Raw genomic sequence first — 14,258 nt, 5'->3', positions numbered from 1 at the left:
CCCCGCATGAGCCGCCCCCTGGAGCAGGCAGTCAACGCTGCACTGGCCACCGTGATCGATCCTGAGCTTCGCCGTCCCATAACGGAACTGGGCATGGTGGAGTCCGTGGATATCTCTGCGGATGGCCATGTCAGACTGGCCGTCCTGCTGACCATAGCGGGCTGCCCCCTGCGGGGGACCATTACTGCCGACTCCGAAAAGGCGCTGTCCGCAGTTCCGGGCGTGACCGACGTCGACGTTGAACTGAAGGTGATGAACCAGGCCCAGCGGGACGCCCTGAAGGAGCAGCTCCGCGGCGCCTCCGGCCAGCGCGGGATTCCGTTCAACGAGCCGGGGTCGCTGACCAAGGTGTATGCGGTGGCCAGTGGAAAGGGCGGCGTGGGCAAATCATCGCTGACGGTCAACCTGGCCTGCGCCCTGGCCGCCCAAGGGCTCCGGGTGGGCATCGTGGACGCCGATGTCCACGGCTTCTCCGTACCGGCCCTGATGGGCATCACGCAGGCACCCACCCGGGTTGACGACATGATCCTGCCGCCGGTGGCCTACGGCGTGAAAGTGATTTCCATCGGCATGTTCGTGGCCGGAAACCAGCCGGTTGCCTGGCGTGGGCCGATGCTCCACCGGGCCCTGGAACAGTTCCTGACCGACGTCTACTTCGGCGACCTCGACGCCCTCTTCCTCGACCTGCCGCCCGGCACCGGTGACATCGCGATTTCGGTGGCCCAGCTGCTGCCGAAGGCGGAGATCCTGGTGGTCACCACGCCGCAGGCCGCTGCTGCCGACGTCGCCGAGCGCGCCGGTGCCATCGCCACCCAGACAGGTCAGACGGTGGCCGGCGTCATCGAGAACATGTCATACCTGGAAATGCCCGACGGCGGAAGGATGGAGCTGTTTGGCAGCGGCGGCGGGGCGGTCCTCGCCGAAAGACTCACGACGACGGTGGGCACCGATGTTCCGCTTTTGGGACAGATTCCGTTGGACATCCTGCTGCGGGAAGGCGGCGATGCGGGCGCGCCGATCGTGCTGGGCCGGCCGGAGACCCCGGCGGCCACTGCCCTGATCGAGATTGCGGGAAAGCTTGCTGCCAGGCCCCGAGGCCTCACTGGGATGAGCCTGGGCCTGCAGCCGCGCTAGCGCAGCCCATCAGGGGCGACGGCTTCTAAGTTGCTTCGGTATCGAACGGGGCTGGTTCGCCCGGGGGCAGTGACTGGACCACGCGTTCCGGACGGGACGAAGCCGTCCCGCCTGTGGCAACGGCCCCTGCTCCGGCGACGGCAGCTACCGCGGCCGGCGCGCCGGCACTGACGGGTTTGGCGTCGTCGTCCAGGAGGGCTTCCTTGATGATGCGCCGCGGATCATACTGGCGGGGATCATATTTCTTCCAGTCGACATCATCAATGTCGATGCCGACTTCTTCCTTGATCTGCTCCCGCGCACCGGAGGCCATCCGGCGGACTTCCTTCACCAGATTCGCAAGCTTCTGGGTGTATTCGGGCAGGCGCTGGGGACCGATCACCAGGATGCCGATGAGCAGCAGGATGAAGAACTCCGGGCCGTTGATTCCAAACACTTTAGGAAGATTACCCTCTCCGGAGCCCGGCTGACGATTTTTGCCCGCCAGCGTCGCAAAGTGCCTGTATCACGGAGCCAGTATCTCCCCGAGTTTGCGGATTCCCCGTTCCAACCGCGCCACGGGGGAGTCGTCCGCTGCAACCGTCGGGTAGGCGCCGGCCTCCGAGCTGGCACCCGTGTTAATGCCTCTAACGGCGAGGACGCTGAGCCGCTCCAGCAGCGGAACTGCGTCGTCGGCCTGTTCCGCCGGGAGGTCGGACTCAACCGTAAAAGTGCCGGCCGTGGTCTCAATAACGGCCGTCCAGGGGGCCATGTTGCTGACAATCAGCTTCTCATGCGACTGGTATGTGCTCAGGCCTGCATCCTGACCGGACTCCTGCCGGACGTCCGCAGGATGCTGTTCGACGATCGTGGCGTAGTGGCTTCCATCGGACAGGCGCAGCTCCACCGCCGGCCGCCCGTTAAGTGTTATGGCATTTGCGCTCCGGACGTGGAACCCAAGTTGCTCCAGTTCCGGACAGACCCAGCCTTCCGAGCGAAGGGCGAGCAGTTGCGGGGCACCGAGTTCCGTGCCGTCGGCCGGCAGTTGGGCCGTATGCTGCGCCAGGCTCCCCTTGATGGCCGTTTGGGGGACGGACGTGCTGTACCCCGCCAGCGTAAACGCACCGACGGCAAGAATGCCAGCGGCTGCGGCTGTACCGCCGGCAGTGAGTGCAAGGACTTTCACGGCCTGGTAGGGGCGCTGGGCTGGCTCGGCCGCAGCCGCAAGCAACTGCGTCCTGGCCAGCAGCCGGGCGGTCAGGTCATCGCTGGCAGGTGGCACGGCCGCGTCACGGAGACGCTCGATGTACTGGCGTTCACGCTTCTGCGCGGCTGCACATTCTGAGCAGTCCTGCACATGCTCGGCGCCGCGGTGATGCCGGCGGCCGAAGGGGTTCTGGGGCGTCATGGTGCCGATCAGAGGATGCTGGCGATGCGCGGCAGCGAAAGCTTCGGCTTGCGTCCCTGCTGAGGCCGGGGATCACGGTGGGCCAGCTTTTCGCGCAGCATGGTGCGGCCCCGGTGGATACGGGAACGGACGGTACCCAGTTTGACGCCGAGCGCAGCGGCCACTTCGTCGTAGGACAGGCCTTCGAGGTCGCAAAGAACGACGGCGGCGCGGAAGTCCGGGGGCAGTTCCTCCAAGGCGGCCTGGACGTCGAGGTCCAGGTTGTTCAGTTCGAAGCTTAGCTCCGGCCCGGGCTCCCGCCCCGGAATCCTGGATTCGGCGTCATCGGCCAGCGCGTCAAAGCGGATGCGGGTCTTCCGTCGTGCCTGGTCCAGGAACAGGTTTGTGGTGATGCGGTGCAGCCAGCCATCGAGTGTCCCTGGCTTGAAATTCTCCAGTGACCGGAAGACGCGGACGAACACTTCCTGGGTGAGATCCTCGGCGTCGAACTTGTTCCCGGTCAGGCGGTACGCCAGCCGGTAGACCTTGGCGGAGTGGTTGGCCACCACTTCCTCCCAGGTGGGCCTGACCCACACAGCGGCGGAAACTTGCGTTGCAGGGACAGGTGCCATACCTGATGCTGACATCGTCCACTCCCATCGTGGATTGCTATCGCCTGGATTCTTTTGACATCTCTGGTTCGGCGCCGTTCACCTCACGGATGACCGGATATCCATTATTTCAAATTTGGCTGGGAATTTCCTGACCAAGGCGGTTCTTCAGCCAGAGGCACAACGACTCCCTTCTCCGGCCGGCACCCCCGCACACAGTAGGCTGTACTAAACACTCCCCTGCCGCCCAGAAAGCGAATCACATGAGCGCCGACAAATCCACGAGCTGGTCCTATGCAGAAGATCTGCCCGCAGAGGATGAGGTTATGCTTCGTGCCAGGGAGCGCTCCTTCGAACTGGGCGTGACCCCCGTCGGCGCAGGTGTTGGTGCGGTGCTGACGGTGTTGGCTGCGGGCTCGAAGGCCCAGACCGCCGTCGAAATCGGCACAGGCGCAGGTGTCTCGGGGGTTTGCATCCTGCGGGGGCTCGGACCGCAGGCCGTGCTGACCACCATCGACGTGGACGTCGAACATCTCAAGGCTGCACGTGAGGCTTTTTCGGAGGCCGGAAGCCCGGCCAACCGCACTCGTACCATTTCCGGCCGCGCCGGTGATGTCCTGCCGCGCCTGACCGACTCCGCTTATGACCTGGTGTTTGTTGACGCGGACAAGCCCGGCCTGCCCGGCTACGTGGAACAGGCCGTCCGGCTCCTGAAGGCCGGCGGACTGCTCATCATCAATGACGCCCTGGACAAGGACCGCGTGGCCAACCCTGCTGTCCGGGAGTCCAACACTGTGGTGCTCCGCCAGGTGGGGAAGGCAATCCGCGATGACGACCGCCTGGCGTCCGCTATGCTTCCCACCGGCGACGGCCTGCTGGTCGCGGTCAAGAAGTAGCTCCACGGAAAATAAGCCAGGGTCCGCAGCCGGTTGGCTGCGGACCCTGGCCCTGCGGGATTATTCGGCAACGCCGAACAGGATTTATTCAGTCACGCCGACGAGGCATTCCTTAAGGTTGGCCGCCTCCGCAGCGTTCAGTTCCACCACAAGCCGTCCGCCGCCTTCGAGCGGTACGCGCATGATCAGGCTGCGGCCCTCTTTGGTGACTTCCATAGGGCCGTCGCCGGTGCGTGGTTTCATAGCCGCCATGAGGAATTTCCCCTCCATTTAGTCCCAGGACATATCAGCCCGGATGGGCTGTGTCCGCATGGTCAAATCAAGCCGCTATGGCGGCCCGTACTGATGCCGCCACGGCTGAACATTTCTGAATGCTTTTTGTCCCTGCTTACTTACTATTATCCCGTAATGACCCGCACGTAGCTAATCGATGGACATTTACGGCCGCGTCGGATTCCCCAATCTGCCGGCCAGGCGCCGCCCGCGATCACGGCGGATAATCTCCGCCGCCCGGAAGCTGCGCCCATGCCCACAGCCAGACGATCCAAACGATCTGGAGCAGGATAAACATTGTCAGGACCGTGCCGCGGTACGCCTTGGACCGGGACAACAGCGCGGCTGCCAGGGCCAACGGGAACAGCGGGAGCAACATCCGGAAGGTACTGGTCTGGGGGTGGAGGAACACCAGGAGGTAGCCCATGTAGCAGGCGCACCACAGGCGCATCTCCACACCAAGCCGGACCACCGGCGGGGAGAACAGCAGGAGCACAAAAAGGCCCGCAAAGACGAATGGCGCCACGATCCCCAGGACGGGGCCAAAGAGATCGACGCCGGCGTCGAACCAGGGCTTGAAGGGCACCAGGTCACGGCCGCGCCACGCTGTCTCGGTTTTGGTATACGCCTCAATATCGCCGGTGGCGGCCCAGGCCGCCGCCGGCCACAGCAGTGCCGAGGCCCCGCACACCACGGTCAGGCCCGCCAGGGAGACCAGCTCCCCGAGGCTGTGGGTGCCCGGCCGCTCCTCGCGCCCCCGTTCGACCAGTCGCCAGAGGAAGAGAAGCCCCACCATTGCGGCAAAGGGAACGCCCACAGGTCGGGAGAGGCACAGCAGCAGGACCACCGGCATGGCAACGAAATAATGACGCCTGATGACGAGCAGCAGGGCGGTGGCCAGCAGGAAAACGGTCAGCGGCTCCGCATACGGGACCTGGAGAATGGCGGACACCGGAAATGTCGCGAAAAATGCCACCCCCCAAAGCGCCGCAGTGTGCGAAGCCTTGTGCCTGAACAACCAGTACAAAATCAGCGCCGCACCCAACCCCGCCAGCATAGCAACGACCGTCAGCGCCGCGGCAGGGCTGATTCCGGTCAGGCCCGCGAGCGCACGGCCCAGGCCCGGGAAGAGCGGATAGAAGGCCCACGCATTTTCCTGCACGTTGCCGGCGGCATCCGTTGGAAGCGGTGAGGGATACCCGTCGGTGATGATCCGGCCGTACCACCGCGCGTCCCAGATATTGATGAAGTTCCAGTAGTCAGGGACGGCCGGAAACCACGGGTTGGGCCCCTGGTGCAGGGCTGCTGCCATAAAGATACAGGCGCTGACCAGGCGGGCAGCGACGTAGAGCGCGCCAACTTGCAGCCACCAGGGCCAGCGTTGGACCACCCCCATGGCGCGGGCGCCGAATGCGGTGATCAACGCCGGCGGGCCCGTCCGGTGCCCCGCGTCAGTTCTCAAGCGCCGGCCTCCGGGCGCGCCGCAGCTTCCACTTCCAGCAGCCGTGCCCGGAGCCTGCCCACTTCCTCGTCTTTGGCCTCTATCTGATCCCGCAGTTCATCGAGGACCTGGTCCACCTGGTCCATCCGGTAGCCACGCAGGCCGAGGGAGAAACGGACACGGTCGACGTCGGCAGGTACAGCCTCCGCCGGCAGCAGCACCGGCGGAAGGTTGGCGGGCGGCTGCCCGAACCCCGGGTAGAGAATCGGATTCTCCGGGACCTCGGAGCTATTGCCCACTTCACTGCCCCGGCGGAAGAGACGCAAGATGCTGCGCCTGCCACCGGCGCCTGCCCACAGGGTGGCGGCGATCAGCGCGAAGGCGAGGTAGACCAGGAAAAAACTCACAGCACCCATCGTGCCAGATCCGGGCAGGCGGCCTATTCGGGCCGTTGCTCGCCATTGGCGGGAACGGGGGGCGTCGCGTGCAGCACCAACTGCACCGCTTCGGCGGGATCGTCCACCAGCTGGATGAGGTCCAGGTCCTTTGCGGAGACCATTCCCTCGGCCACGAGGGTGCCCTTGATCCATTCGATCATCGGCCCCCAGAAGTCGACGCCCAGGAGCACGATCGGGAAGGAGGTCACCTTCCGGGTCTGGACCAGGACCATGGCTTCGAAGAGTTCATCCAGCGTCCCCAGTCCGCCCGGAAGAACGATGAAGCCCTGGGCATATTTGACGAACATGGTTTTCCGGGCGAAGAAGTACCGGAAGTTAATGCCGAGGTCCACCCACTGGTTCAGGCCCTGCTCGAACGGCAATTCAATGCCCAGCCCGACGGAGACGCCGTTGCCTTCCACGGTGCCGCGGTTGGCGGCCTCCATGGAGCCCGGACCGCCGCCGGTGATGACGGCCACGCCTGCGGCTGCCAGCTTCCGGCCTACTTCCATGCCCATTTCGTAGTACGGGCTGCCAGGCTTGGTACGGGCCGAGCCGAAGACACTGACGGCGGGCCCCAGATCGGCAAGCGCGCCGAACCCTTCGACGAACTCGCTCTGGATCCGGAGGACACGCCACGGGTCTGTATGGACGAACTGTCCCGCGCCCTTGGTATCAAGCAGATGCTGGTCGGACATATCCACAGCTGCCTGCTTGCGGCGGAGTTCAAGGGGCCCTTTACGGCGCGGCTGGGAAGTTTTGGCCGGATCTGCGTTGATGCTCATCCTCCAAGGCTAATGCCAAGGCCGGCGTGCCCGTGGCAGGTATCTCTTGAATCACGATCCGCGCGAACTTGGCGTGATTCGCCTCATATCCAGCCAATGTTCGCTAGATTCTTCTTATGACTACTCATGTGCCCGGCGATGCGCTCGTCTCCCTGAATGGTGTGAATAAGCATTACGGTCAGTTGCACGTTTTGAAGGACATCGATCTCCACGTCCGCAAGGGCGAAGTGGTGGTGGTCATTGGCCCGTCAGGCTCAGGAAAGTCCACGTTGTGCCGTGCCATCAACCGTCTCGAAACCATCGAAGGCGGCACCATCAGCATTGATGGAAAGGTGTTGCCGGAGGAGGGGAAGGAACTGGCCCAGCTCCGCGCCGACGTCGGCATGGTCTTTCAGTCCTTCAACCTTTTCGCGCACAAGACCATCCTTGAGAACGTGACGCTTGGTCCCATCAAGGTCAAAGGCATTGCCAAGACCCAGGCCGACAAGGAAGCCATGGCATTGTTGGAGCGCGTGGGTGTGGGTCACCAGGCCCCCAAACTCCCGGCGCAGCTCTCCGGTGGCCAGCAGCAGCGCGTGGCCATCGCCCGCGCCCTGGCCATGAAGCCCAAGGTCATGCTCTTTGATGAGCCCACCTCGGCGCTGGACCCCGAGATGATCAACGAGGTCCTCGACGTCATGATCCAGCTGGCCAAGGAAGGCATGACCATGGTTGTGGTCACGCATGAAATGGGCTTTGCTCGCAAGGCCGCCGACCGCGTGGTTTTTATGGCTGACGGTCAGATCATCGAAGACGCAACACCGGAAGAATTCTTTACCAATCCGCAGACTGACCGCGCGAAGGACTTCCTGTCCAAGCTGCTCACACACTGATTTCCCACCAACGAACACACACTGCAGTTCGCACCCAGGCCGTGACCCACGGCCGATCAATGAAAGGAATGTCATGAAGGCATTTATGACCCGCCGGAAGTCGTTCTTCGTGGCGGCCACCGCTGCCCTGGCTTTGTCCCTTAGCGCTTGTGGCGGCAGCACCCCCGGCACCAGTAATCCCACCGTTGCCGACAAGCCGACGTTTGCCGCCGGCACAACCATGGCCAAGCTGACCGCCGCAGGCACCATCAAGATCGGCACCAAGTACGATCAGCCGCTCTTCGGCCAGGTGGGCCTGGACGGCAAGCCTGTGGGCTTCGACGTCGAGATGGGCAAGCTGATCGCAGCCAAGCTGGGCATCGCCGCGGACAAGATCGAATGGTCAGAGACTGTCTCAGCCAACCGCGAACCCTTCATCGAGCAGGGCAAGGTGGACATTGTTATTGCCACGTACACCATCAATGACAAGCGCAAGCAGGTTGTCAGCTTCGCGGGCCCGTACTACGAGGCCGGTCAGGCGCTGATGGTGAACAAGGACAACACGTCCATCACCAAGCCTGAGGACGTCGCAGGCAAGAAGGTCTGCTCCGTGACCGGTTCCACCCCTGCCGCGACGATCGTGGACAAGTACAAGGCCGAGCTCGTGCCGGCAGCCACTTACTCCGCTTGCCTTGAGCCGCTGCGCAACAAGCAGGTCGAAGCGATCACCACGGACAACGTGATCCTGGCCGGCTTTGTGGACAAGGAACCGGATGCCTTCAAGCTGGCGTCGGATCAAACCTTCACCAAAGAGCCGTACGGCATTGGCCTGAAGAAGGACGACACCGAGTTCCGCAACTGGATCAATGACCAGCTCGAGGCGTTTGGCAAGGACGGGTCCTACAAGAAGGCCTGGGAAGCAACTGCAGGTTCGGTCATCAAGACCGCCCCTGAGCTTCCTGCCATCAACCGCTACTAGGTAGCCACGGCGGCTTCCGGGGATTTGCTGCACGCGGTCCCCGGAAGCCGCCAGCCTGCTTTTGACCCCCTACGCCAGAGCCGAAGGATCCTATGGAAGTCATCCTTGAAAACCTCCCCCTTTATTGGGAAGGCCTTCTCCGCACCCTTTTCCTGTCCGTCGTCTCCGGGATCATCGCCCTCGTTCTGGGAACACTCTTGGCAGCAGCACGCGTTTCGCCCGTTGCGGCCCTCCGGGGATTCAGCACCGTCTACGTCGAGATTCTCCGGAACACTCCGCTGACCATTGCCTTCTTTTTCGCGGCGATCGTCCTGCCCCGCCTCGGCGTAACATTCCAGCAGTTCGAGGTCGCAGCGATCATCGCACTCAGCGCCTACACAGCGGCCTTCATCGCCGAAGCAGTCCGCTCAGGCGTTAATAGCGTCCCTCTTGGCCAGGCGGAGGCCGCCCGCAGCATCGGCATGAACTTCGGCCAGGTCCTGAATCTCATCATCCTGCCGCAGGCGCTTCGGACCGTGATCCCGCCGCTGATCAACATCCTGATTGCCCTCGTCAAGAACTCCTCCGTCGCCGGCGCGTTCTTTGTCCTGGAACTGTTCGGCTACGGCCGCCAACTGGCCAACGCCAACGGTGACCAGGTCATGGCAGTACTGCTCGGCGTAGCGTTCTTCTATCTGCTCCTCACCATTCCGCTGGGCATCCTTGCCAGCACGGTGGAACGAAAGGTGGCGATTGCCCGATGACTTCAGTCCTCTACGACGTTCCCGGCCCCAAAGCGCGCCGGGTCTCGCTGATCGGTTCCGTGGTTGGAACCGTGCTGATCCTGGGGCTTCTGGCATGGATTGGCATGACCCTCGCCCAGCAGGGCATTTTTGAAGGTCGCCGCTGGGCGATCTTCACCAGGGGCGACGTCTGGACGCTGCTCGCCTATGGCCTCGGCGCAACGCTCACCGCCGCCGCCCTCGCGGCAGTGATCGCGTTCCCCCTCGGCCTGATGTTCTGCCTGCTGCGCATCTCGCTGGTCGCCTGGATCCGGATTCCGGCCCGCGTGGTCCTGGAGTTCCTGCGCGGCATGCCGGTTGTCCTGATGATGCTCTTCGTCCTGCTGGTATTCGGGACGAGTTCCTTCGTCGCGGTGGTGACGGGGCTCGTCCTCTACAACACCGCTATCTTCGCGGAGATCATCCGGGCCGGCATCCAGTCACTGCCGAAGGGACAGCGGGAGGCGGGCCTGACCATTGGCCTGACCAGTTTCCAGTCCCGGTTGCTCATCGAGCTGCCGCAGGCTGTCCGCCGCATGATGCCGTCGCTGGTTGCCCAACTGGTGGTGCTCCTGAAGGACACCTCGCTGGGCTACATCGTGGCGTACGGCGAACTTCTGCGCGCGGTGCAGGTCATGGCAGACTTCCTGGGTAACGCGTTTCTGTTCCCCATCTTCTTCGTAGCTGCCGCGATCTACATTGTGATCAACATCTGCGTTTCCCGGCTCGCAATCTGGATCGAGCGCCGGGGTTCGACGAAGACGGCAGGCGGAGTTGCGCCGGCGCCAACCGCAGTAGTCGCACCGGAACTACCGGAGGTAACGGAACGCAAATAGCAGCACGCGCGCACACGCAAAAGGTCCGGAACCCTTCAGGGGTTTCCGGACCTTTTGTGTGGGGCCTGTTGTTGGTGCTTTTGCCTTTCGGGAGGAGCTACGCCGCCAGCCAGCTCCGCAACGCGCGCAGGCACTCCCGGATGGCGTCGGCGTCAACGTGCTCGTGGTCCTTGTGGGCCAGCAGCGGATCGCCGGGCCCGAAGTTCACAGCGGGGATCCCCAGTTCGCTGAACCGCGCGACGTCGGTCCAGCCGTATTTTGGTTTCGGCTCGGCTCCCACCGCGGCCACGAAAGACGCGGCGGCAGGGTGGTTCAGTCCCGGGCGGGCGCCGGCGGCTGCGTCCGTGCGGACCACAGCGAAGCCCTCCAACAGTTCCCGGACATGCGCCTCCGCCTGGTCCGGCGTCTTGTCCGGGGCGAAGCGGTAGTTGATCTCCACCACGCACCGGTCCGGAATGACGTTACCCGCCGTGCCGCCGTTGATCTTCACAGCGTTGAGGCTCTCCCGGTAGTCCAGTCCGTCCACGTTGATGGTCTGCGGTTCATAAGCCGCCAGCCGGGCAAGGATGGTTGCCGCCGCGTGAATGGCGTTGCTGCCCATCCACGCCCGCGCGGAGTGCGCGGCCTCGCCCACCGTAGTGGCCTCAAAACGGCTGGTGCCGTTGCAGCCACCCTCGACGGTGCCATGGGTAGGCTCCAGGAGGATGGCAAAGTCACCGCCCAGGAGGCTGCCGTGGTTGCGGACCAGGCGACCCAGCCCGCTCTTGACCGCTTCCACTTCCTCGTGGTCGTAGAACACAAAGGTGACGTCCCGCTTAGGTTCCGCGCCGCCGTCGAACATTGTGGCCGCCAGCGCAAGCTGCACGGCGACGCCGCCTTTCATGTCCGTGGCTCCTCGTCCGTAGAGCACGCCCTCCCCCGGGACACCGGATTCCCAGGTGGACGGTACGGTACCGCGCGCTCCTTCGGTGACGGGCAACGGCACTGTGTCCAGGTGTCCGGCGAGGATGACGCGTTCCGCCCTGTCCAGTTCGGTGCGGGCGATGATGGAGTCACCGTCGCGGACCACGTGGAGTTCGGGGATGGCCCGCAGCGCCACCTCGACGGCGTCAGCCAGGTCCGTCTCGTTCCCGGACACACTGTTGATGTCCATCAGGGCGGCGGTCAGCACGGAGACATCCTGACGGAGGTCCAAAGGCACGGTGATCGATTCAGGAGCGGTTTCGGCAGTCACGTTGCCAGTCTAGTTCGAACCCGGCGCCTGCCTCGATAGACTGGGGCCATGACTGAGACTGCTACTTCCGCCGCGCCCGAGAACCAAAACGCAACTTCCGAAGCCCGCTCCGCCTACGGCTTCGGCCTGGCAACCATCGCTACTGCCACCGGCGGGGAAAATGCTGAAGCCACCGTCCTTGACGTGTGGTTCCCCGCGCCGGCACTGGGTGTCGCGGCAGAAAACCTGCGCGCCGTAGAGGACGCAGACGAAACCCTGCTCCAGCTCGCCGACAGCGGCACGGACGCGGACCGCGGGACCGAGCAGAAGGTGGTCTTCGTCCAGATCAACCTCGATGAAGCTCCGGCCGACACCGCCGATGCATACCTCCGCCTGCACCTCCTCTCCCACCGACTGGTCCGGCCCAACACCATAAACCTGGATGGCGTCTTCGGCAAGCTCCCCAACGTGGTGTGGACCAACTTCGGTCCCGCCGCTGTGGAAGGATTCGAGCTGACCCGTGCCAAGCTTCGCCGCCGTGGTGCCGTCACCGTCTACGGCGTGGACAAGTTCCCGCGCATGGTGGACTACGTGGTGCCTTCCGGTGTCCGCATCGCCGACGCCGACCGCGTCCGCCTCGGTGCCCACCTCGCCGAAGGCACCACGGTGATGCACGAAGGCTTTGTGAACTTCAACGCCGGCACCCTGGGCGCTTCCATGGTGGAAGGACGCATTTCGGCCGGTGTCGTCGCCGGCGACGGCAGCGATGTAGGAGGCGGCGCGTCGATCATGGGCACCCTCTCCGGCGGCGGTAAGGAAAAGATCGTCATCGGTGAGCGCGTCCTGCTGGGCGCCAACTCCGGCGTCGGCATCAGCGTCGGCGATGACTCGGTGGTGGAGGCAGGCCTGTACGTCACCGCTGGAACCCGCGTGCTTGTTCCCGGACCCAAGGACGAGGATGGCGAGGACACTGCCACGATCGTGAAGGCAGCCGAGCTATCGGGAGTCCCCAACCTCCTGTTCCGCCGCAACTCCACCACCGGTGCCGTAGAGGTGTTGCCGCGCAAGGGCCAGACCGTGGAACTCAACCACGCCCTCCACGCCAACTGACCTTTCCGTGGCAAGTGGTCGCAGTTTCGTTCGCCCCACCGTGCTGCTGCTTACCCTGGCGCTGGCCGGCGCCGGCATCTACACGGCGGTCACCTTCCTGCAGCGCTCCGAAACCCTGGTCTCGGAGCGCTGCACGGCCGACGTCGGAAGCCAGAGCGCGGAGCTTGCAACGGACCAGGCGGTTAATGCCGCACTGATCACAGCGGTGGCGGTGCACCGCGGATTGCCTCCCCGGGCAGCCAGCATCGCTCTTGCCACCGCCATGCAGGAATCCAAGCTGCGCAACATCACCCATGGCGACCAGGCAGGCCCGGATTCCCGCGGACTCTTCCAGCAACGCCCCTCGCAAGGGTGGGGAACCGAGGCCCAGATCATGGACCCGTACTACGCTGCCAATGCGTTCTACGATGCACTGGTCAAGATTCCCGGCTATGAGTCCTTGGAGATCACCGACGCCGCCCAGCGCGTCCAGCGCTCGGCCTACCCCCTCGCCTACGCAGAACACGAAGATATGGGCCGCTTCTTCGCGTCCGGCCTGACGGGCCAGACGCCCGCCTCCGTGCTGTGCACTTTGCGCGCGCCGCAGGAGCCGGGCATCCCTGGCGTCGTCGAGTCCGAGCTCGCCCTGGCGTACGGGCCGCTTGCGATCACCACGGAAATTGAGTCACTCGTGGTGGAAGCTGACGGCACCCAGGCATGGTCCGTGGCGCATTGGGCAGTTGCCAACGCGAAGGGCCTGGCGGTAACGCGTGTGGACGTTGCCGGCCGCAGCTGGGACCGTGAGGATCAGGGCGGCTGGCGGGAATCTGACGCTCCGGCCGGCCAGGTCAGCATTACTGTGGCACCGGCCGGCACCGGCCGCTGACAGCCCGTTTACTGAGGCCCGCGTGGTGACCGCGGAACCTCAGACCAGGATGTCCACCACGGGCTGGACGTAGCTGCGGAAGAGCTCCGGCGCGGACATGAGGTTATGGCTCATGATGATCTTGTCCGGCTCTAGATACCACGCCCGTTGTTCGTTCAGAGGCAGTTCGATGATGGTCAGGGTGAAGTCCCGTGAGCCCCGGCCGACCTCCAGCAGGCGGTCATCCACCATGTCGCCCAACAGCTGGTCCGAACCGCTGGCCACCCGTTCTGCTTCCAGCCTGGCGTACTCGCTGCGGCGCTCCCGTGCCCAGGTCAGGGCGGACCCGAAATGCGCCTGCAGGACGCGCTGGAGGGCCGGGGAATTTCCGAATTCCCCAAAATCCGGCGGGGACAGCTCCGGTGACGTCTGGGGATGCGCCTTCAGCAGCTGCTCCCACCAGGCTTCCCATTCGGTCTTGAGGGCGCTCAGCCCGCCGACGTCGGAGGTGAGATGCGAGTGGTCGGCAGGGCGGATCTTCGGCGCGGTATTCGACAACGCGGGGTGGCCTGCGCCGTCGAGTCCTGCCGCATCGCGGACAAAGAGCGCGATCATCAGAGGCCCGGACGTATCCGTAGTAATCTGCCAGCCGGAACCACCTGTGTGATGCATCCCTACTCCTCCTGTGGCCTGCCTGTACCGGCCTGACCAGCCGGTTCTG

17 protein-coding genes are annotated in these 14,258 nt (G+C 64.3%); 8 read left to right on the top strand and 9 right to left on the bottom strand.

What is annotated here, in order from left to right; translation table 11 throughout:
• The first annotated feature begins 6 nt into the window (after nucleotides 1–6).
• On the top strand, nucleotides 7–1,134 hold the full coding sequence (locus QK290_RS00340) for an Mrp/NBP35 family ATP-binding protein (RefSeq protein ID WP_282328789.1): 1,128 nt from the start codon (nucleotides 7–9) through the stop codon (nucleotides 1,132–1,134).
• Nucleotides 1,135–1,159: 25 nt separating this feature from the next.
• Here the strand turns inward: QK290_RS00340 and QK290_RS00335 are convergent, their stop codons facing one another.
• From QK290_RS00335 to sigE, 3 genes are all read right to left on the bottom strand, one after another.
• Entirely contained in the window at nucleotides 1,160–1,570 is a 411-nt protein-coding gene (locus QK290_RS00335) for a Sec-independent protein translocase TatB (RefSeq protein WP_282328788.1), read from the bottom strand.
• Nucleotides 1,571–1,639: 69 nt separating this feature from the next.
• The gene (locus QK290_RS00330; protein ID WP_282328787.1) at nucleotides 1,640–2,521 is read right to left on the bottom strand and encodes an anti-sigma factor; all 882 of its coding nucleotides are present in this window, start codon (nucleotides 2,519–2,521) and stop codon (nucleotides 1,640–1,642) included.
• 8 nt (nucleotides 2,522–2,529) lie between these two features.
• Nucleotides 2,530–3,147, bottom strand: coding sequence for an RNA polymerase sigma factor SigE (gene sigE, locus QK290_RS00325; RefSeq protein WP_282328786.1), 618 nt, complete (start codon nucleotides 3,145–3,147; stop codon nucleotides 2,530–2,532).
• Nucleotides 3,148–3,374: 227 nt separating this feature from the next.
• Between sigE and QK290_RS00320 the strand changes: the two genes are divergently transcribed.
• Nucleotides 3,375–4,007, top strand: a complete 633-nt coding sequence (locus tag QK290_RS00320) for an O-methyltransferase (RefSeq protein WP_282328785.1) — start codon at nucleotides 3,375–3,377, stop codon at nucleotides 4,005–4,007.
• Between the two features lie 84 nt (nucleotides 4,008–4,091).
• Here the strand turns inward: QK290_RS00320 and QK290_RS00315 are convergent, their stop codons facing one another.
• The 4 genes from QK290_RS00315 to QK290_RS00300 form a co-directional block, all read right to left on the bottom strand.
• Nucleotides 4,092–4,259: a DUF3117 domain-containing protein gene (locus QK290_RS00315; protein ID WP_009357720.1), complete on the bottom strand. Its 168-nt coding sequence runs from the start codon at nucleotides 4,257–4,259 to the stop codon at nucleotides 4,092–4,094.
• 235 nt (nucleotides 4,260–4,494) lie between these two features.
• The gene (locus QK290_RS00310) at nucleotides 4,495–5,676 is read right to left on the bottom strand and encodes a hypothetical protein (protein WP_282329062.1); all 1,182 of its coding nucleotides are present in this window, start codon (nucleotides 5,674–5,676) and stop codon (nucleotides 4,495–4,497) included.
• A 62-nt stretch (nucleotides 5,677–5,738) separates the two neighbouring features.
• Entirely contained in the window at nucleotides 5,739–6,137 is a 399-nt protein-coding gene (locus QK290_RS00305; RefSeq protein ID WP_282328784.1) for a DivIVA domain-containing protein, read from the bottom strand.
• A 23-nt stretch (nucleotides 6,138–6,160) separates the two neighbouring features.
• Nucleotides 6,161–6,943, bottom strand: a complete 783-nt coding sequence (locus QK290_RS00300) for a TIGR00730 family Rossman fold protein (RefSeq protein WP_282328783.1) — start codon at nucleotides 6,941–6,943, stop codon at nucleotides 6,161–6,163.
• A 116-nt stretch (nucleotides 6,944–7,059) separates the two neighbouring features.
• Here QK290_RS00300 and QK290_RS00295 point away from each other — a divergent pair, with 116 nt between their 5' ends.
• From QK290_RS00295 to QK290_RS00280, 4 genes are all read left to right on the top strand, one after another.
• Nucleotides 7,060–7,815, top strand: a complete 756-nt coding sequence (locus QK290_RS00295; protein WP_282328782.1) for an amino acid ABC transporter ATP-binding protein — start codon at nucleotides 7,060–7,062, stop codon at nucleotides 7,813–7,815.
• A gap of 73 nt (nucleotides 7,816–7,888) precedes the next feature.
• The gene (locus QK290_RS00290; protein ID WP_282328781.1) at nucleotides 7,889–8,773 is read left to right on the top strand and encodes a glutamate ABC transporter substrate-binding protein; all 885 of its coding nucleotides are present in this window, start codon (nucleotides 7,889–7,891) and stop codon (nucleotides 8,771–8,773) included.
• Nucleotides 8,774–8,865: 92 nt separating this feature from the next.
• Nucleotides 8,866–9,516 carry an amino acid ABC transporter permease gene (locus QK290_RS00285; protein WP_282328780.1) on the top strand — a complete coding sequence of 217 codons (651 nt, stop codon included), beginning with the start codon at nucleotides 8,866–8,868 and terminating at the stop codon, nucleotides 9,514–9,516.
• On the top strand, nucleotides 9,513–10,370 hold the full coding sequence (locus tag QK290_RS00280; protein ID WP_282328779.1) for an amino acid ABC transporter permease: 858 nt from the start codon (nucleotides 9,513–9,515) through the stop codon (nucleotides 10,368–10,370). The genes QK290_RS00285 and QK290_RS00280 overlap by 4 nt, the downstream gene beginning before the upstream one ends.
• A 97-nt stretch (nucleotides 10,371–10,467) precedes the next feature.
• Here the strand turns inward: QK290_RS00280 and dapE are convergent, their stop codons facing one another.
• The gene (gene dapE / locus QK290_RS00275) at nucleotides 10,468–11,604 is read right to left on the bottom strand and encodes a succinyl-diaminopimelate desuccinylase (RefSeq protein WP_282328778.1); all 1,137 of its coding nucleotides are present in this window, start codon (nucleotides 11,602–11,604) and stop codon (nucleotides 10,468–10,470) included.
• Between the two features lie 48 nt (nucleotides 11,605–11,652).
• Between dapE and dapD the strand changes: the two genes are divergently transcribed.
• Together dapD and QK290_RS00265 are read left to right on the top strand one after the other, a co-directional pair.
• On the top strand, nucleotides 11,653–12,693 hold the full coding sequence (dapD, locus tag QK290_RS00270) for a 2,3,4,5-tetrahydropyridine-2,6-dicarboxylate N-succinyltransferase (RefSeq protein ID WP_282328777.1): 1,041 nt from the start codon (nucleotides 11,653–11,655) through the stop codon (nucleotides 12,691–12,693).
• A gap of 40 nt (nucleotides 12,694–12,733) precedes the next feature.
• Nucleotides 12,734–13,558, top strand: coding sequence for a hypothetical protein (locus tag QK290_RS00265; protein ID WP_282328776.1), 825 nt, complete (start codon nucleotides 12,734–12,736; stop codon nucleotides 13,556–13,558).
• Nucleotides 13,559–13,597: 39 nt separating this feature from the next.
• On the opposite strand, the gene QK290_RS00260 is transcribed toward QK290_RS00265, so the two are convergent.
• Nucleotides 13,598–14,209, bottom strand: coding sequence for a hypothetical protein (locus QK290_RS00260; RefSeq protein ID WP_282328775.1), 612 nt, complete (start codon nucleotides 14,207–14,209; stop codon nucleotides 13,598–13,600).
• Nucleotides 14,210–14,258 lie beyond the last annotated feature (49 nt).

The organism is Pseudarthrobacter sp. AL07, from assembly GCF_029960665.1.
Classification (GTDB): Bacteria; Actinomycetota; Actinomycetes; order Actinomycetales; family Micrococcaceae; genus Arthrobacter.
The sequence above is the reverse complement of the archived record's forward strand: the minus strand, read 5'-3'. Positions and strand labels throughout refer to the sequence as shown.

Coding starts and splice junctions, on each gene's coding strand:
- QK290_RS00300 (WP_282328783.1), bottom strand. CDS start 6,943: ATGAGCATCAACGCAGATCCGGCCAAAACTTCCCAGCCGCGCCGTAAA.
- QK290_RS00260 (WP_282328775.1), bottom strand. CDS start 14,209: ATGCATCACACAGGTGGTTCCGGCTGGCAGATTACTACGGATACGTCC.
- QK290_RS00330 (WP_282328787.1), bottom strand. CDS start 2,521: ATGACGCCCCAGAACCCCTTCGGCCGCCGGCATCACCGCGGCGCCGAG.
- dapD (WP_282328777.1), top strand. CDS start 11,653: ATGACTGAGACTGCTACTTCCGCCGCGCCCGAGAACCAAAACGCAACT.
- QK290_RS00290 (WP_282328781.1), top strand. CDS start 7,889: ATGAAGGCATTTATGACCCGCCGGAAGTCGTTCTTCGTGGCGGCCACC.
- QK290_RS00305 (WP_282328784.1), bottom strand. CDS start 6,137: ATGGGTGCTGTGAGTTTTTTCCTGGTCTACCTCGCCTTCGCGCTGATC.
- QK290_RS00310 (WP_282329062.1), bottom strand. CDS start 5,676: ATGGGGGTGGTCCAACGCTGGCCCTGGTGGCTGCAAGTTGGCGCGCTC.
- QK290_RS00280 (WP_282328779.1), top strand. CDS start 9,513: ATGACTTCAGTCCTCTACGACGTTCCCGGCCCCAAAGCGCGCCGGGTC.
- QK290_RS00315 (WP_009357720.1), bottom strand. CDS start 4,259: ATGGCGGCTATGAAACCACGCACCGGCGACGGCCCTATGGAAGTCACC.
- QK290_RS00340 (WP_282328789.1), top strand. CDS start 7: ATGAGCCGCCCCCTGGAGCAGGCAGTCAACGCTGCACTGGCCACCGTG.
- QK290_RS00320 (WP_282328785.1), top strand. CDS start 3,375: ATGAGCGCCGACAAATCCACGAGCTGGTCCTATGCAGAAGATCTGCCC.
- sigE (WP_282328786.1), bottom strand. CDS start 3,147: ATGTCAGCATCAGGTATGGCACCTGTCCCTGCAACGCAAGTTTCCGCC.
- QK290_RS00295 (WP_282328782.1), top strand. CDS start 7,060: ATGACTACTCATGTGCCCGGCGATGCGCTCGTCTCCCTGAATGGTGTG.
- QK290_RS00285 (WP_282328780.1), top strand. CDS start 8,866: ATGGAAGTCATCCTTGAAAACCTCCCCCTTTATTGGGAAGGCCTTCTC.